The sequence below is a fragment of the Paenibacillus silvae genome, from assembly GCF_014639235.1.
GTDB lineage: Bacteria > Bacillota > Bacilli > Paenibacillales > Paenibacillaceae > Paenibacillus > Paenibacillus silvae.
This window is the reverse complement of sequence record NZ_BMFU01000009.1, coordinates 165,449-183,913: the sequence shown is the minus strand read 5'-3', so window position 1 is coordinate 183,913 and position 18,465 is coordinate 165,449. Positions and strand designations below refer to the sequence as shown.

Here is an 18,465-nt window from a genome sequence, read left to right as displayed (position 1 = left end):
AGCTCCCCCTGTTCGTTCAGCCGAATGTTCATTAGTCTGACTACAGTATACAGGCTGCTTCTGCCAAGGGAAACCATGACCGCTCTCTTTTTGCCCTCATCAGCTATAACGATTTTTTATGGTATATATCAGGAAGGCTGCAGATTTCCGCCACCAAGGGTATCCCTGCGTTTCTGATCTCCAGGCTTTTCGTCCGTCTGATCTTCCGATTCCATTGATTGCTGCTCACGTTCTTGTCCGTGCTGCTTGCCTTTAGGCGCACGCTCCCCGGAATCAGAATGCGCGGCATGCTGTGCTTCCTTTTTACGTGGACGCAGAAACAGAAAGAATACCATCGGAAATATTACCTCAAATACAATGGCAATCCATGTCCACTCCCGGGTAAATCGATTCAGCTGTATCGCATTGCGGAAAAACCAGAATGCACAGACAAAACCCATTAATGCGATCGGCCCTGTCAGCACCTTGCCTGACACTTTAGGAATCATTCGTTTCAGTCCCCAGCACACAAAGTACAGGTCAAACGCAATCTTCGTTATAATACAGGGCAGGGTTGCCGCCGCAAGCGCCAGATCAAACCGATCCAGGAAATCACTGATCTGCAGCTGCCTTGCCAGTTCATACGATGGATACACAAGTCTGGAGGCAATCGGGACTCCAATCGAAGTAATCGTTTCAACAACAATTAACATCATGAGCAAGGCTGTCAGCACGGTACCTGAGAAAATGGACTTTGTTTTGAAATCCTGGCCTCTGACCACAAAGGGCAAAGCAATCATCTCCCCGTAAAAAGAGAACAGATACCAGCTGCCTCTTCCCACTCCCGCGTAATCAATATCAAAATAGGGTTTCAAGGTATCTATATTGATCTGTTTAATCAGCATAAACGGCACAATGATGGAGTTTAACAGGAAAAGAGCCACATACAGCTCCACCATCCCGATCAGGGAACCCAACCCCCCGCGCACAATAAATATAGCCATCACAATTAAAGAAAGCACAATAATGGATATAGGCGTAGTTTCCAGCAAGGTGATGCTTACATAGTCACCCGTCAGCCGAATGTCTCTGGCAAACACAAAGAAAAAAAACGCAATGTACATGAATCCGGCGAGCCTTCCCAAAAAAGGAAATCGCGTCACAAGTGATTCAAACAGATCCTTATCTGGAAAGCGCCGCTGCACACGACCCAGCATCCACATCGACGTAAACATAACCAGTACAACGGGTACGTAACACAGATAGGCATGCTGTTCTGCATAAAAAATGGCTTGTGTATGAGGCTGCAGCAGTGTACCCGTAATACTCAGCAGCATAATGATTAACACCATTTGCCGGTGGGTTACCTTCTGATTCATTCTGCCTCCTCCTTTCTCTCAGGGTAACGGAAGCAATCGCTGAATGATATGACTCATCCATACCGATAGAAAAACCGTTTTCTTCAAGGTCGTCACATAAAACCAGATGCCTGTTGCCATGCCGATAATTCCGTACGACAGCCAGCGATTAACGGGGGCCGCCTGCTTCAAATGGCGAAAGTCCATGACCAGCACGACCACTACCATGGCCAGATACGTATACAGCAGGGGTTTAATCATGCACAATATCCTCCTCTACGACCCCGATCGGTTTATTGACAATACCTACATTTTCAATAATGACATGTGGTACCACATTTACCTGAACGTCCGGATAGATGACATCCCATCGGTCCTTGATTTTATCCCACTCCTTGGGTAAATGTCGGTGGATAGAACGCCCCATACCAAGAATGTCTGCATGAAATTTTTTCTGCACCAGCCGCACACCTTCTTCAATATCCTCTTTGATCTTCCGGTGTACTGCGTCATTCAATTTCAGAATTTCCTCCTCACGACGATCGCCGTAATCGGATTCATTGTCCACAATGACCCCTTTCGCATACAGTTGAATTGTCACGGTCACTTTGCCATTCTCGATTTTGGGATGAAGGGACGAGTTATTCTCATTCAGCTTGATGAACAGATCACCTTCTCCGCGCGGAGCTTTAACCATGATCTCCGGCTCATTGGCTTCACCCATGGCAAGAATGAGCGCATCGGCAGGAGCTTTGTCCATCATGCCCACCAGCTTATCCTTTTTGAAAATAGCCAGCCCGTCGAGCTTGATATTGGTTTTGGAGTCCTTCCAATCCTTAGGCACACTGTCCGAAACAGACGCAATGGGCAGGAACGGGTCTACTCCATCGCTTAGAATCGAATCGATGAACGTTTTGAGCGAACGTGGATTTCGCATATTGAGAAAACATAATTCCCGTACCATCTCGGAGGGGAACTTTTCGATCGGTGCATCTGTATCAATAACCTTATAAGCTTCTCCTCTTGTAACGACAGGCAAAGCAGACAACCGGTTAAGAGGATATCTTGTAAACAAATCCAGCATGGGAGCTACACCGTCACGTGCAAGTTCCTCACCAATCAGGATGGTGCGGCGATGCGCATAATAGATTTTGCGCGAGAGTGATTTCTGACCTTCCAGCGATGTACCGCGCAGTGTCTTCGCTGTGTTGGACAGGATAAACCATGCTTTGTCACCGCTTGTTCCACCACCGCCACCCTCGCTTCCGGATGCCCCGGATTGTCCAGGAAGAGCAATTTGCAGGCTGGATCGGTAATCCTCTTTTTCCTTATCCACAGCTATGCCAATGACAAAAGCAATGTCATTGATCTCTTCACGATCCCAGCAGCCAGCAAGCAGAGAGGTACATAGGAGGAGTGCGGCGACAGCCCTGTATTTTATTAAAAGACGCATGGGATTACCATCCTTCCTCCGCTTCCGGCGAACCATTAATATCTCTAGTCATCCGCTTCCGGTCCCGGTGGACCGTTGAAGGACGATTGATCATTTTCCACCAAGGCACACGAACCAGAATGTCTTTGGTATCTTTTTTGCTGTATGGGCTAACACCTGACAGATACGGCACACCAAATGACGTCATCTGTGTGAGATGCACCGAGATTAGCACAAGACCGATGACGATACCGTACAGCCCCAGCATACCTGCCAACAGCATGATCGGAAATCGCAGCAGCCGAACAGTGATCGCAAAGTTGAAGCGGGGAATCGTAAACGAGGCAATACCCGTCATGGATACGATAATCACCATCGGTGCCGATACTATACCTGCCTGCACAGCGGCTTGCCCAATCACGAGGGCACCGAGAATACTGACAGCTTGACCGACTGTCTTGGGGAGCCTTACCCCGGCCTCTCGCAAGGCTTCAAAGGACAGTTCCATGATAAGGGCCTCGATAAGTGCCGGGAAAGGGATAGCTTCCCTTGCACCAGCTATGCTGAGAATCAGTGTAGTCGGCAGCATGTCCTGATGAAACGTTGTAATTGCAATGTAAAGGGCCGGCAGGAACAGGGCAATCGCAACAAACAGAAAGCGAATCCAGCGAATGAGATTACTAATAAAAAAGCGTTCATAATAATCCTCGCTGGCCTGTAACATCTGCCACATCGTCACAGGAGCGATCAAGGCAAAGGGTGTACCATCCACCATAATCGAAAAACGTCCCTCCAGCAGGTTCCCGGCTACGGTATCAGGGCGTTCCGAATAATGCATCTGTGGAAAAGGAGAATACGGATGATCCTCTATAAGTTCTTCGATATATCCTGACTCCAGAATGCCGTCAATTTCGATCTTTTCCAGACGTTTCTTGGCATCCTGAATCATTTTGGGATCAGCGACGCCCTCCAGATAGATCAGGACCACATCTGTTTTGGTATCCGTGCCCAGCGTCATACTAACCATTTTAAGTGCAGGAGTCTTCAGCTTGAAGCGAAGCAAAGCCGTATTCATCCGCAGCGTTTCCGTGAAGCCTTCTCGTGGTCCACGAATAACGGACTCTGTCTGCGGTTCCTCTACGCCCCTTCTTACTCCGCCTTTCACATTGAAAAGCCATGCTTCACTCTTGCCATCCATCACCAGCAGTGCGGAGGAAGCCAGTACACCTTCTGTTGCAGCATCCCATGTCTTGACACGTTTCACCTGGGTCAACTCAATGCGTGTATCATCAATGGGCACATCCGGTTCATCCGATCGCTGCTGCACAAGTCCATGAATCAAGGGACGGAGCATGTGCTCCTGAATATCTGACGAATTAACGATACCCTCCACGTATACCAGAAGGCCTTGCGTCTCCGGTGAAATCATGACATTACGGAAAACCACGTCCGAGCAATCCGAGAAAATCTCCTTTAACGCCTGAATCTGATTGGAATGAACCGCACTGATGGGCTGTTTCAGAATAGGCGGAGACGGCAGCCCAAGTGGAACATATTGGCCATGATTGGAGACCGATCCCGAAGCTTTGGATTTGTTACTGCCCGATGATGATTTATCTGCCATATGCCGCCCCTCCATTCTTGTTTTTATACAAGGTAGCTTGTGCCAGAGGGCAAGGAATTATGTGGTCTTTTTTCACAAAAAAAAGCCTTCCCTAAGGAAGACTTGTTGAACAAATTTGCATAGCACACGTTGGATACTGAATTTAGTCAGCAAAATAATCATTTGGAATATATTCAATTTCCGACTTGGCATGGATCTTGAGTGTACAGCGCTCGCTGTCATACGTGACACGGTCGCCATCGACATAATACCAATGCTTCGTCAATGGACGATCTTTGCGCTGTACAAAGCGAAATACGTTCAATTCCTGTTTCAGGTCAATAATTCTGGCAACCGTCTGCTCGTCCAGCCCCGTTACGGTGAACACGTAGCCCGTGCCTTGCTTCTGAAAGCGATAAGACAGCTCTGCATCTGTTTTACTGTTCGCCAGGCCGCGCCCGGTTACGCCGTGCTTTACCATAAACCATTCCTGCTGTGCCATAGGTGTGTTTCCTCCTTTGATCTTGGCGTGAGAATCAGTCCTTCTGCTTGTTACGGCAGATCAATCAACATATAAAAAGTGTCCTCAAGTCCCTCCAGCTTCATCATAGGGGTTTGCTCCACTCTTGCCGTATCTCCTGTCTGCAGCACATGTTCATTTTGCAGACCAAGCTTGCCCTCAATGGAGAAAATGTACATCCGACGTCCGGCATGCTGCTCAAAATCAAGCGTCTTTCCTTTAGCCAGACGCCCAAGATAAATCGTCATATCCTGATGCACTGTGGCGATTCGTGGCCCTCCCTCGGAAGATGCAACAGGTACAAGAGCTCCCTCCAGAGCCGCTGTATCAAAGGAGGTGGTTTCGTAGGATGGCTGCAGTCCTTTGGTATGTGGCATAAACCACAGCTGCAGCAGTCTGACCTCTTCCGTATCGGAGGCATTGTGCTCGGTATGAATCACGCCACTTCCTGCCGACATTCGCTGAATGCCGCCAAAGCCAGTTACAGCTACGTTACCAAGACTGTCTTCATGTCTCAGCTTGCCGCTCAGTACGATGGATACAATCTCCATATCACTATGGGGATGTGCACCAAAACCGCGACCGGGGGCAATGACATCATCGTTAGCAACCCGCATCGGTCCAAAGGCCGTGTTGTCCGAATCGTAATACTCACCAAAGGAAAAGCTGTGACTTCCGCGCAGCCACCCACGGTCAAAGCTGGAACGTGCTTCAGATGGAATGATTTTAATCATATCGTGCAACCTCCTCATATCTATTGTAATGCCCGTCTGATTTTTTCTAATGTGTTGCTTGCTGGTTGGTTTTTGTCTACTCTTATTTTTTCTTAGTAGCATACTTATTCTCATTATATCAGACATCAAGGGCATTCGTCCAAACATCAGATACAATAGGTATGAACGAAAAAAGCCCTTGACCCCTCCATTCGATCAGGCAAACCGCGTTACCTGATTGAATGATTAGGTCAAGAGCTTCATTGAGCTGGCGACTCCCTTGTTCAAAGGGGGAATCCGGTGCTAAGCGTATGCTTCAGATGCAGCTTTCTTGCCGAAAGCTTCAGGCCGCGGCTCGATTTTGCAGTTTTTTCACCACTCGCAGTTAATGCGGCAAAAATGAATAGTAGTTCAAATTGTATAGCATGTACACAGGTCAGGCGTTCACATTCTGTCGTGCATTTCCTTGTCTGTTAAACAGATAATCCACTGCCAAGAAACGGCTCCCGGTCAGAAGTAGCGTTAATGATCCTGCCATCAGCATATAATCCAGCTCTGTCCCATTCAGAAACGGCTGACCTGCCTTGGCCGTGAACAACGCTCCCACCATTACAGCGATGAATAAAGCTGCAAATACGCGTGTACCCAGACCAAGAATCACTGCTGCGCCACCTGCAAGCTCAATAATAGCAACGACAGATGCCATAAAACCCGGAATGCCTATACTTTCAAAGAAACCTACCGTTCCACTAATTCCACCCTCGAATTTGCTCCAGCCGTGCATTACAAAGATCAAACCAATCATAATTCGTAAGAAAAAGAGGCCCATTTCAATACTTTTGTTATTCATCATTCATCTCCTCATTTCATTCAAATTTAGTTCATTATGTCTCTTTTCTTGATCCAAACACTCCTATCCGATCGACCAGACAAACAGAATGGACAGCAACAGGAATACCGTTGCCGATATAAGAATCGCATAACGCGGTAAACGCAGCTTAACATCCCGTTCAGGGTCTAGCAGCCGTGAGATGCGCACGTTCACAGACGTATCGGCAAACGAAGACTGAATAATCTGCGTTCTGCTCTCTACTATTGATGGTGAACATGCACGCAGTAGCTTCAGGAGAGCACTGCCAATCCCAACCGCATTCCCTGTTCGTTCAATGGCTTCGTTATCTGCCAGAATCTCTCTCACAATGCGATATTGCTGCGACGTATGCTTGAGCACAGGGATATAAGGCATCATGGCAGCAAAGACGGAAAGCAATGTCGTTTTAAGGGGATCACGATGCCACAGATGATGAACCTCGTGATATACGACCGCCTCCTCCTCTTCCGGATCCAGCATATGCAGCAAACCTGTGGAGAGCACAATGCAAGGCCGCCACAACCCGATCGTAAAAGCAACCGGAGAGGACTGCTCTACCACTACAAACCGTGGCCTTCTCAGATGCTCATATCTGGCATTCAGCCTTTCCGACCAGATGTGATTCTCCATTGAACGCAGCTTGGCCATTGCCGCGCGTGTTTGAATCATTCGTACAGACAGCAGCCAGCTTGTCCCGGCAAATGTCAGCAGCACCAGCAGCAGCAGGAAATGCCCTACGGACATCCAGCCCATGCGGCTCATCCAGTGATTGCACAGCCACAGCAGATTGAGCCGGATGTCCCAACCAAATAATTTGTACATCGCATACATAAACATCTGCACCAGCACAAGCAATGGAATACCAAATCCGACGGTGAACAACATCTTGGAGCGGGTCCTCCACATATTACTCGTTTTCCTTTTTCCACTGTTTGATCTTCATTTCGAGTCGTTCAATCAAACCCTCGTCAGCTTCATCAAGCGCGTCCAGCATATGATTCAATGCCAGCGTCCCGAATTCGTCCACCAGTTCCTGGGACAATTCCTTGGATTGATCGTTCATAAATGCCTCCTTGCTCTGAACGGGCTGATACAACGATGTGCGGCCCTTTTGTGTTTTGCCGAGCAATCCCTTATCCACCAAACGATTCATTACAGTCATGACGGTATTAAAGTTGACGTCTTTGTCTTGTTCCAGTGCAGTCTGTACTTCACGAATGCTGCTGCCGGGACGAGCCCACAGAATGTCCATAATTCTGGCCTCCAGCGGACCAAAGAAACGGTTCAGTCCACGCTCACCCACTTTGAAATTGTGTATTCTCATATTCTGACACCCCTCACACTACCCATTGTAGTGTCCATGGATAAGAAGTCAACCTCTATGTCAGCTATTTTTATGTAAATGATTAGTAAAATTGTTTTTCATTTGAGTAAAAAACGCAAAAAACCGGGCCATTCCGCACATTGCGGTCCTGCCCGGTGCATATGACAGACCATGATGTATTGTTTCGAACCTTCTTTACATCACAGATCAACAAATCGATGCCTTCGTGGGAATGTTACTTCGGCATATGCCCAGAAATGTCTACACCCAGACCGTGAGCGAGTCGCCCACCAAGCTGTGCATCGGCACGGAAGAAGTGGCACAATGCTCTCATCTGAATATCGACCGGCACTGCTTTAAGATCATTCGTCAGATTATCCAGCAGATGCTGCTGCTCCACAGGTGTGAATGAACGGAACAGTTCCCCTGCCTGCGTATAATCATCTGTCTTCTCAATTTTTTCCCTTGTTACATGCCCGTTTAAAGGAACCTGGCTATCCCGGTAAGCCGGGGCCTCCTGCGGGCTGCTACCAGAGCTGTTAGGCTCATAGTTCACCGGGGATGGGTCCTGATTCACATTCATCAAGCCATCGCGCTGGTGATTACGTACTGGCGCATAAGGGCAGTTAACCGGAATCTGAAGATAGTTGGGTCCAAGACGGTGACGCTGTGTATCCGGGTAAGAGAACAGTCGGCCTTGCAGCAATTTATCCTCAGACGGCTCAATGCCTGGCACAACTGCACTTGGCGAGAACGCCGCCTGTTCCACTTCCGCGAAGAAATTCTGCGGATTGCGATTCAAGGTCATCGTGCCTACGGTTTGAAACGGAAGGACATCCTCTGGCCATGTTTTGGTCGGGTCCAGCGGGTCAAACGAGAAATCATTCATCTGTTCCGGCTTGAGCAGCTGCACCTGCAGCTTCCACTGCGGATATTCCCCGTTTTTGATATGGTCGTACAGATCACGTGTTGCATGGTTAAAGTCCTGGCCCTGTACCTCGGCAGCCTCCTGACGGGAGAAGGCACGAACGCCTTGGGCAGATTCCCATTTGTATTTCACATAGTGCACTTCGCCTTGGGCATTGATCCATTTAAAAGCATGCACTCCGAAACCATCCATTTCCCGGTAACTCGCAGGAGTTCCCAGATCAGAGAACAGCCAGGTCATCATATGCGTGGATTCCGGTGTCAGCGTCATAAAGTCCCAATAACGTGCCGGGTCCTGAATGTTGGTATCTGGAGCCGGCTTGAGCGAGTGAACCATATCCGGGAATTTAATCGCATCCCGAATGAAGAAAACCGGCAGATGGTTTCCGACAAGATCATAATTGCCTTCACGTGTATAAAATTTAACGGCAAATCCGCGTGGGTCCCGTGCAGTTTCGGGTGAACCTGTGCCGTGGATAACGGTCGAGAACCGTACAAGCACATCGGTTTCTGTACCCGGCTCTTGCAGGAAGTCAGCTGTAGTATACGCCTTCATGCTCTGCTCCAGCTTGAACACCCCATGCGCTCCGGCTCCTCTTGCGTGTACAACACGTTCAGGAATGCGTTCACGGTCAAAGTGTGCAATCTTCTCGATAAGGTGATAATCCTCTAAAAGGGTTGGCCCTCTTCTGCCCGCTGTTCGTGAATTCTGGTTATCTCCTACGGGTGCTCCCTGATTAGTCGTCAAACGATCTGTCATCCTGTCGTCCTCCTCTGAAATGGAATTTCTCTGTTGTAACTATCTACTAATTCGAATCATATTCACTACTAATTCAAATCATATGCATCATCTAATTCCAATCATATTCGTCATCGGCTCAAATATACATTTAGACTTGATCTAACTGTTAAATTGATTCTAACATGTCCTATGCTTACACTGCATGAGGTTCACATGAGGTTAAGATGAGATTGTTTCAATTAACATGAATGATGTATGAAGCATCTGATTAGCTCTCTGTCATTCCGTGATAACTATTTCAAAAATATAAAAAAGCGCTGACCGTTTATTAAACGATCAACGCTTGATTTAAACCAAAACCACTATGCACAAAGAAAGGTTCCCCGCATAAGCTGCAGCTTTTCTTTATGAAAGGTTAATCCGCAAGGCGGTAGCCTACACCTCGTACCGTAACGATGTACTGCGGCGAAGACGCATTATCACCCAGTTTTTTGCGCAAGCTCTTGATATGAACATCGACTACGTTGCTTCCACCTGTAAAATCAGTCTCCCAAATGTCACTAAGCATCTCTTCACGCGAGATGACTGCACCTTTGGCATCAATCAATTTCAGCAGCAGATCATATTCCGTCTTGGTCAGATGAATCCGGGTATTATCACGCTGTACGCTCATCCGTTCCCGATCAAGCAGCAGATCCTTAAAGCCGATTCGCTGTCCTTCTTCCGGCAGGAATGCACGCTTTGGCATGACAGGACTGCTGCCAATCATGCGCTGAACCCGGTAAAGTGCTTCCTGCGGGCGTGCCGGCCACACAAGCAGTTCCTCCTGCAGCATAGGTCCGCTTGCACTGCCAATCATCTTCTCACCAACCAGGTAGAGACAGGGTGTTGTGTGCTCGGCCTCACGATTCAAACGACTGCTGATTCCCGTAAACGCGTCAATCGTTCCGGCCACGGACAGATCATAGATCAGCAGATCAAATACCAGGCGCTCATGCAGGTCCGGTTCCCAGCGATGAAACACAAGCACGTCAAAGCAGCTATCGGTCAAGGCTTTCACCAGCTCATGTACTTGACCAGGCATTGGACTAATCAGGATGACACGTCGGGTAATCGGACAATTATCCACTAACGGTGCAGGCTCGGTCTCAGCCAGGGCAGGCTTGACCCGGAGCGGAAGCCGGCGGCCCGACCATTTCACTTTTACTTGATCCGTTTGTTTCTGCATTCCCCGCAGACACCTCCAAATACTACATGTGCGTGATCAATTGCGTAACCGGTCTCTGCCGCTACCTGCTGCATCCATTGGGGAGGAACCTCTGTCATCACCTCGTCCACTCTACCACATACTTCACACATAATATGCTGGTGATCGTCCATCCGGGCATCATAACGGCTGGCTGTTTCGCCAAGCTTAAGCTCTCTAATCAGCTCTTTATCTGTTAAATAACGAAGAGAATTATATACCGTACCATAAGCCAGATTATACCCTTGCTCCACCAACCGATTCATCACATCGGCGGCGGTTGGATGATCCTCTGATTTACGCACGACATCATATACGGCTTGCCGCTGTATTGTCAGATTTAATGTTTTCACAACCCATACCCCTTTATATTAATTTCGGAAAATATATCGAATTTGAACATTTTTATCGCTAACTTGCTTATCTATACACAACATTTATTTATTTTGATTTAGATTAAGTATAAATCTTAATGTATATCGAGTCAATATTGTGATGTTTATATTTGCTTTTGGAATTTTATAGCGACTTAGAACCAAACCCTTCTAACATTTGGGATTATATGGTTCGCTAGAGCACCGATTTTCAGATAAAATAGAGTGATGTGCGTAAAAGGGGGGAATGCTGGTTGTTAAGCACGTTTTTTGTAAATCTCTGTGTGATAATCACCTTTATGTACTTGTCAGGAATTATCGCTAAATTCTACAGCATTCGGTTGCCTTTTCCCTCGCTGCGCGTTCAGATGATCAGCGGCTTGTTGTTTGGTTTATACGGCACTGTGCTTATGAACTACTCCTTTCATATAAATGACAGCACCATTGTTGATCTGCGGCATCTGGCCGTTGTGACTGCAGCAGTATATCTTGGCGGACTTGCTTCCATTGTTTCTGGTGTCATTATTGCGATTCTTCGCATCGTTATGTTTGGCATAACCTCATCAGCTATTGATGCAGCATTCATCATGATACTGCTTGGACTATCGGGCGTATACTTCGCCTACGCTTCATGGTCCAGATTAACCAAGATTATCACCATGAACCTGCTGGGCATGACGATGATCTTTATCGTGCTGCTGATGAATACGGACAGCATAAGTACCTTAATGAAGGTTTATCCGATGCAGCTGACCCTTGCCTTTGCTGGCGGTATTTTCATTTATTTTATTGCCGAATTTATTAACAGGTCCAATGAGATGTTATTTGTGCTGGAAAGACGAGCATCCACAGATCACCTGACAGATTTGAGCAATCGGCGGCAGTTTGAGCAGTCTCTTCGGGCTGAGCTCCAGCATGCAAGACATTATCATCAGAAGCTGTCTCTGCTGGCAATTGATATTGACCGTTTCAAAAAAGTAAATGATACGCACGGTCACTCTGCTGGAGACGCTGTACTCAAGCAGCTCGGGCAGCTTCTCGTTGCACATGCACGCTCCACCGACCTCGTCTCTCGCCACGGCGGGGAAGAATTCGCCATCCTGCTGCTCGATTGCGGATACCATCAATCCATAACCATTGCCGAATCTGTGCGGAAAGCTGTCGCCAGATTTCTGTTTGCCTTGCCTAATGGTCAGACCGTAAAGCTAACTGTCTCGATCGGTGTCGCCGTCTACCCTGATCATTGTGACGATCACGACGATAATGATCTCTTTGACCAGGCTGACCGTGCCCTCTATGAAGCCAAAAATACGGGACGTAACAGGGTGTGTTCATTGCCCCCTCGTAATACGATTGTTGCTGACGAAGACTGGTTATAGAAAACGAATGCTGACTATAGAATCTAAATTTTTTCCACAACAAAAGAGATGCCATCTGCCTGTGAATAGGCAGATGGCATCTCTTTTATACTTCAATACACTCTTTTTTTTCGTATATATAATCTGCCTCGCTTCTTACTTAAACCAGAATCTGTTCAATCCTCTCAATCACAGGAGCCTCCAGCTTCACTCCCGAAGCGGCTGCATTCTCCTTCACCTGCTCCGGGCGGCTGGCCCCGACAAGCGCACTGGAAACATTGCTCTGGCGAAGAATCCAGGCCAAAGCGAGCTGGCCTACCTTCAGATTCAGCTGATCTGCGATCTCGATCAATTGACGAACCTTGCCAATCCGATCCGCGCTAATCTTGCCTTCATCCCAGCCAAGCTTCGCAGCACGGCTGTTCTCCGGAATATCTGAGACCGATGTATATTTGCCTGTCAGCAGCCCCTGTGCGAGAGGGGAATATACCACTTGTCCTATGCCTTTACGTTCACCCAGAGGAATAATTTCGTTCTCGATGTAGCGGTCAAACATGTTGTATACCGGCTGGTTCACCACTATGCGGTCTAACAGCAAGCGGTCCGCTGTACTTAGTGCATCCTCCATCTGCGCTGCCGTCCACTGGCTAACGCCGACATACAGCACTTTACCATGCCGCACCAGATCATCCAGTGCACGAAGAGTCTCCTCAATTGGTGTCTCTGCATGATAACGATGGCAGTAATAGATATCAACATAATCCGTGCCAAGGCGCTTCAAGCTGGCCTCACACTGCTCCATGATATGTTTGCGGGACAATCCGTGATCGTTAGGCCCATCACCCATTTTGTTAAAAACCTTGGTCGCGAGCACATACGAGCTCCGCGAGTAAGCTTTCAACGTTTGACCCAGCAAGACCTCGGCAGCTCCCCGCTCATAGGCATTAGCCGTATCAAAAAAATTAATGCCTTCATCAAAGGCAGTTTCAATTGATTTGACCGCATTCTCCCGTTCAACATATCCCCCGTACGTCAGCCAGCTGCCCAAGCTGATCTCGCTGACTTTCAGTCCGCTTCCACCCAATCTACGATATTCCATCGAATGCATGTCCTCCTCTTCATGAGATGATGAAGTTTCACATCCTATTGTAACCTAACTGGAGTAATGTGGAAACGTTTGCAGTGTTGAAATTAACAGAAGAGAACACCGAAGAAGCACATTCAGATTGAATGTGCCAATTTGTGCCTCCAGACTCCAGGGACCGACTGAGATATTCGCAGAGCAGCTCATCAATAAACGTTTCTATGGCAAAATAATACTTAGTGCATTCAACAATTCGGTCTGCCTTACCGGCTTGGTTAATACGGCATCAAAAGCTTGCGTTTGGTGCAGATCCATATGCATCCCATAGGGGACAAGCATAATGACAGGCATAGCTTCAGCCTGCCGTTTCAAGTCCATAATGAAATCAACCGTAATTCCTTCACGCAGCCCCATGTCCACAACGGCAACGTCCGGCTTGAAGCCTTCTTTGAGCCACTGGTAAGCAGCAGCGGAATCAGAAGTCATGTGCACATCCATCTCCCATCTTCGCATCAAGGAAGATACACCCTGCAGAATATCAGGGTCTTTGGCAAGCAGCACTTTTTTCCCTTTCAATCGTTGCTGTACACTGGTGACTTGTGGCAAATCCCAATATCTTCGCAAGGGAAGGGAAATCTGAAATTCGGTCATCATCCCATCAAGCGTATTTACCTGAATGCGTCCATGCATCAAAATGGCCAGGTTCTGACTGACAGCCAGCCCCAGATTACTGCCAATAAGCTTCTCGGTGCTAATGGTCTCCGCCGTTTTGGCAGTGGAAGCACGCAGACGATTGTCCGATATCATCTGCCCTGTATATCGAACCCGAAGCAGGAGAACATCTGTATCTCCGTTTTCCTCTTCATCGAGATCGGCTGTCACAAGCACAGCACCCTCCCGGGTGGTATCCATCGCGTATTGCATGACATGACCGAGCAGCTGACCAAGCTTGATCTCATCTCCAATGAAAACCTGGGATACATTCAGATTCAGGTTTAACCCCAGCTCTATATTTTTGCTGGTTGCTGTACCGGCATAAAGATAGACCGTGTTCTCAATTGTACTGACCAGATCGAAGGGGTCATCATGAATCACCGTTTTGCCGGCCTCATTCGTGTTAAAATTCATCATATTATTAAGCAGTGTGAGCAGAATGTTGCCGCTCGTTTCGATCATGTTGACATACTCGGCTTGTTCCTCCGACATATCGGGAGTACGCATCAGATCCGTCAATCCCAAAATTCCGTTCAGCGGATTACGAATCTCATGGCTCATCAGCTTCAGCATCTGTGTCTTGGTCAACGCTTCGGATTCGGCACGTTCTTTCTCTGCCTGCAGCTTCTCCTGCAGCTGTTCTGAATCGCTCAGCTTCTGCTCCTGAGCCCGGAGCGCACTCTCCAGATCAACCACATATCCCAGGAAAACGGCCATCGCTTCCAGGGTCTTCATGTCCTTCTCATGGATCACGTATCCGGGATCATCCATTATGCATATTGTGCCAAAGGCTTCACCTGATCTTCGCATGATCGGCACACCTACAAAAAATCGGTTCCCGAGTCCAGTCGTAACATCCATTGAACGTGTAGCAGAATGCTCACAGGTATCCTGGATCGTAACAACACTGGCGTTATCCTTCAACACCAGGCTGCAATAGGATTCCATAAATGGAAGTGCTGCACCTTTAACAACTAATTCATCTTTGCGGTTGAAGGCTTCGAGAATGACATTGGTCACTCCGTCATTCGTGGCTACGAAGATGGTATTCACTCCTAATATGCCACTTAATACGTCCACGATATGGGCCGCTGCTTCTTCAATGCTTTTATAGAAGCCTTGGTGTCTGCCTTCTACCGTCCCCATAATCCACCCCACTTTGTTTGTCTTGGCTGCTATATTTTAATTCACGAATCAGACTGTTACATCACATGCAGGGCTCTAGCGGGAATCCGAACGATTGTCACAATCTATACTTATATGTTTAACACCACAGAAGTATAAGAGAACCATATCGATATCCACAATCTGTTTTATCATTAAAGCTCTTTTCAAAACATTTCATTAAAGAACTTTCAAAACATCTCACTAAGGCTCTGTACGAGTACTTTAATCTATAATTTCTGACGTGGAAGTCTATACTTGCAGGATAAGTAGAAATTATACGCCTCCGCTTGAATTTTGGGAACCTTTAAACCCGCATCAGTTCAACGCAAGTGCCCTGCCTCCTCATTAGGGGTGTGATGATGATCACACCCAAAAATCCACATATAGTTTATAAATGGATAATATCAATCTACATCTAGTATATAACATTCATATTTATCGTATATAACGCAAGTGTTTACAAGTTTATACCATCTCAAAAATCTATTTAGGAGGCACGTTACATGACTATGCTTGAGTATGCCGCACCACCGGCACCCGATCTATTATCCGACCTGGGGAGACGTATTATTGGCGCTGAAGATGCCGATACGCTGAGAGAAAATGCCAATCTGAACGGAGATTCCTTCAGCGGAAAAATGAGCAGGCTCGGTTCGGAGACGGCAAAATGGCATGCGATGCGTCATGTGCTGCCCGAGGCGCTTGCAGAAGCGGTTGAACAAGGGGATCTGTATGTGCATGATCTGGATCAGTACGCCCTTGGCACAACCAACTGCATCTTTATTCCGTTTGATCGGCTGCTGGCTTCCGGCTTCAATACAGGCAATGGCTCCGTCCGCACACCACAGACGATTATGTCAGCCATGGCCCTTGTCGCTATCATCTTCCAGTCCCAGCAAAACAGTCAATACGGCGGTGTGTCTGCCAACAAGATCGACTGGGACCTCGCCCCTTATGTGAAGCGTTCCTTCGTCAAACATTTTCGCAAAGGGCAGCGGCTCTTTAACGAATCTGCCGTCCTTACAGATGAGCAGCTGCATCTGGACAGTACGACAGCCAAGCAGCAATGTCCACGATCCTTTGCGTTTGCCTGTGAAGAGACTGAAGTCGAGACTGGACAGGCTGCAGAATCTCTTATACATAATCTCAATACGATGAGCAGCCGGGCAGGGGGCCAGATTCCTTTTACCTCGCTCAACTATGGAATTTGCACCTCGGCAGAAGGACGGCTCGTCTCCCGTTCCTTGCTGGAGGCCACGATTCGGGGACTGGGTCATGGAGAAACACCAGTGTTCCCACAGCATATCTTCCAGTGCAAGCAGGGCGTTAACCAGGCTCAGGGTGACCCCAACTATGATCTGTTCCGCTTGGCGGTAACCTGCTCCTCGAGGCGCATGTACCCTAACTTTGTCAATGTGGATGCTTCGTTTAACTTGCCTTATTACCGCCCGGAGGACCCGGATACGATCATTGCAACGATGGGCTGCCGCACACGTACCCTTGCGGATCGGTTTGGACGGAATCGTCAGAGTGGCAAAGGAAACCTCTCGTTTAACACCGTTAACCTGGTCAAATTGGGCATTCGGTATGGTATCTGCCGGGGAAACCGGGCTGTCGCGGATCGGGATGGCTTCTATGCAGCTTTGGAAAAGGTCATGCATACTGCAGTGGACGGCTTATTGCACCGATATGCTATTCAGACAAAACAGCCCGCTAAATCATCCGATTTCATGATGCGGGAGGGGGTGTGGGAAGGAGGCGAGCAGCTCGACCCCAATGAACCTGTTGCGGATCTGCTGAAGCACGGAACGTTATCGCTCGGTTTTATCGGGCTGGCTGAGTGTATGACGGCCATGTATGGACGACATCACGGACAGGATATGCATGTGCATCGCGAAGCGCTGAACATCATTCGTACGATGAGAGAATTCTGCGATCTCATGAGTGAGCACCATAACCTCAACATCACCCTGTTTGCTACTCCAGCGGAAGGCTTGTCCGGCAAATTCACCAAGTTGGACCGGGCACAATATGGCCCCATCTCTGGCGTAAATGACCGTGAGTATTATACCAACTCATTCCATATCCCGGTCTATCATAACCTTCCGGCCTACCGTAAGATCGAGCTGGAGGCTCCGTTCCATACCTTATGCAACGCTGGAGCGATCTCTTATGTTGAGCTTGATGGCAATGTACGGGCCAACACGGCAGCTTTTATGCGCATCGTGCAGTATGCACTCGCACAGGATATTGGTTATTTTTCCATCAATCATCCGATTGATCGCTGCCCTGAGTGCGGGTATGAGGGGGTTATCGGGGATATCTGTCCGGGATGCGAGGTTCATGAAAATGAAGTGCACTTCCAGCGCCTGCGCCGCGTAACTGGCTATCTGACAGGTGACTATAAAGTACGCTTCAATGCTGCGAAGCAGGCCGAGGTACGGGATCGGGTGAAGCATCGGTGAATCTGTACGGTTATATTCCCGAGTCAGTCAATGAAGGCACGGGCCTGCGTGCTGTATTGTTCATCAGTGGATGCAGACACGCTTGCCCAGGCTGCTTCAGCCCGGACTCATGGAGCTTTCGAGCCGGCGAACCCTTTACGGAAGAGCGGCAGCAGCAGATTTTGCAGGAAGTGACGAACCATCCCCTGCTGGATGGCGTGACGTTATGTGGCGGTGATCCCTTTTTCTCCGCACCAGGCTGCAGCCGCTGGGTTCGACAGCTCCGGGAAGCGCGCCCTGACCTGACGGTGTGGGCTTATACAGGATTCGAATACGAGGAACTCGTTGCCGATCCGGGAAGAGCCGAGCTTGCACAGCTATGCGACGTCATTATTGACGGACGTTACCTTGCAGCTGAACGCGATGTGTCCCTGCCCTTCCGCGGAAGCCGGAATCAGCGTTTAATCGATGTGCGTGCCACCCAGGCCGCTGGAAGCATCGTTACATTGCAGCTGGATGCAGTGTAACGATGCTTTTGTTGTCTCGTCATAACAAAAAGCAGGCTCTGCCACGTTTCACGTGTTCAGAGCCTGCTTTAATGAAGCTATA

Annotated in this window: 17 protein-coding genes; 3 read left to right on the top strand and 14 right to left on the bottom strand. The window is 48.2% G+C overall.

Features of this window, described 5'->3' with window-relative positions; all coding sequences use genetic code 11:
* Positions 1–128 precede the first annotated feature (128 nt).
* The 12 genes from IEW26_RS23695 to IEW26_RS23640 form a co-directional block, all read right to left on the bottom strand.
* A complete protein-coding gene (locus tag IEW26_RS23695; protein WP_188594152.1) occupies positions 129–1,358 on the bottom strand; it encodes a GerAB/ArcD/ProY family transporter in 1,230 nt (409 codons plus the stop codon).
* An 18-nt stretch (positions 1,359–1,376) separates the two neighbouring features.
* Entirely contained in the window at positions 1,377–1,598 is a 222-nt protein-coding gene (locus tag IEW26_RS23690) for a hypothetical protein (RefSeq protein WP_111272292.1), read from the bottom strand.
* Positions 1,591–2,790, bottom strand: coding sequence for a Ger(x)C family spore germination protein (locus IEW26_RS23685; protein WP_188594151.1), 1,200 nt, complete (start codon positions 2,788–2,790; stop codon positions 1,591–1,593). The genes IEW26_RS23690 and IEW26_RS23685 overlap by 8 nt, the downstream gene beginning before the upstream one ends.
* 4 nt (positions 2,791–2,794) lie before the next feature.
* Positions 2,795–4,393, bottom strand: a complete 1,599-nt coding sequence (locus IEW26_RS23680) for a spore germination protein (protein ID WP_188594150.1) — start codon at positions 4,391–4,393, stop codon at positions 2,795–2,797.
* 142 nt (positions 4,394–4,535) lie between these two features.
* On the bottom strand, positions 4,536–4,874 hold the full coding sequence (locus tag IEW26_RS23675; RefSeq protein ID WP_188594149.1) for a hypothetical protein: 339 nt from the start codon (positions 4,872–4,874) through the stop codon (positions 4,536–4,538).
* 50 nt (positions 4,875–4,924) lie between these two features.
* Positions 4,925–5,626, bottom strand: a complete 702-nt coding sequence (locus IEW26_RS23670) for a pirin family protein (RefSeq protein ID WP_188594148.1) — start codon at positions 5,624–5,626, stop codon at positions 4,925–4,927.
* A 415-nt stretch (positions 5,627–6,041) separates the two neighbouring features.
* A complete protein-coding gene (locus IEW26_RS23665; protein ID WP_373288542.1) occupies positions 6,042–6,458 on the bottom strand; it encodes a DoxX family protein in 417 nt (138 codons plus the stop codon).
* 60 nt (positions 6,459–6,518) lie between these two features.
* Positions 6,519–7,361, bottom strand: a complete 843-nt coding sequence (locus IEW26_RS23660) for a M56 family metallopeptidase (protein WP_186323066.1) — start codon at positions 7,359–7,361, stop codon at positions 6,519–6,521.
* 22 nt (positions 7,362–7,383) lie between these two features.
* A complete protein-coding gene (locus IEW26_RS23655) occupies positions 7,384–7,800 on the bottom strand; it encodes a BlaI/MecI/CopY family transcriptional regulator (protein WP_111272299.1) in 417 nt (138 codons plus the stop codon).
* 235 nt (positions 7,801–8,035) lie between these two features.
* The gene (locus IEW26_RS23650) at positions 8,036–9,487 is read right to left on the bottom strand and encodes a catalase (RefSeq protein ID WP_188594146.1); all 1,452 of its coding nucleotides are present in this window, start codon (positions 9,485–9,487) and stop codon (positions 8,036–8,038) included.
* Positions 9,488–9,884: 397 nt separating this feature from the next.
* Entirely contained in the window at positions 9,885–10,697 is an 813-nt protein-coding gene (locus IEW26_RS23645) for a winged helix-turn-helix transcriptional regulator (protein ID WP_111272301.1), read from the bottom strand.
* Complete coding sequence (locus tag IEW26_RS23640; protein WP_188594145.1) at positions 10,673–11,068, bottom strand: Fur family transcriptional regulator; 396 nt, start codon at positions 11,066–11,068, stop codon at positions 10,673–10,675. The genes IEW26_RS23645 and IEW26_RS23640 overlap by 25 nt, the downstream gene beginning before the upstream one ends.
* A 275-nt stretch (positions 11,069–11,343) precedes the next feature.
* Between IEW26_RS23640 and IEW26_RS23635 the strand changes: the two genes are divergently transcribed.
* The gene (locus IEW26_RS23635) at positions 11,344–12,468 is read left to right on the top strand and encodes a GGDEF domain-containing protein (protein WP_145404519.1); all 1,125 of its coding nucleotides are present in this window, start codon (positions 11,344–11,346) and stop codon (positions 12,466–12,468) included.
* A 139-nt stretch (positions 12,469–12,607) separates the two neighbouring features.
* Here the strand turns inward: IEW26_RS23635 and IEW26_RS23630 are convergent, their stop codons facing one another.
* Positions 12,608–13,546 (bottom strand): aldo/keto reductase family protein, encoded by a 939-nt coding sequence (locus IEW26_RS23630; RefSeq protein WP_188594144.1) that lies wholly within the window; start codon positions 13,544–13,546, stop codon positions 12,608–12,610.
* Positions 13,547–13,750: 204 nt separating this feature from the next.
* Entirely contained in the window at positions 13,751–15,391 is a 1,641-nt protein-coding gene (locus IEW26_RS23625; protein WP_188594143.1) for an ATP-binding response regulator, read from the bottom strand.
* A 524-nt stretch (positions 15,392–15,915) separates the two neighbouring features.
* Here IEW26_RS23625 and IEW26_RS23620 point away from each other — a divergent pair.
* The gene (locus IEW26_RS23620) at positions 15,916–17,877 is read left to right on the top strand and encodes an anaerobic ribonucleoside triphosphate reductase (RefSeq protein ID WP_188594142.1); all 1,962 of its coding nucleotides are present in this window, start codon (positions 15,916–15,918) and stop codon (positions 17,875–17,877) included.
* Positions 17,874–18,383 (top strand): anaerobic ribonucleoside-triphosphate reductase activating protein, encoded by a 510-nt coding sequence (gene nrdG, locus IEW26_RS23615; RefSeq protein ID WP_188594141.1) that lies wholly within the window; start codon positions 17,874–17,876, stop codon positions 18,381–18,383. Before IEW26_RS23620 ends, nrdG begins: the two co-directional genes overlap by 4 nt.
* The last annotated feature ends 82 nt before the right edge of the window (positions 18,384–18,465 follow it).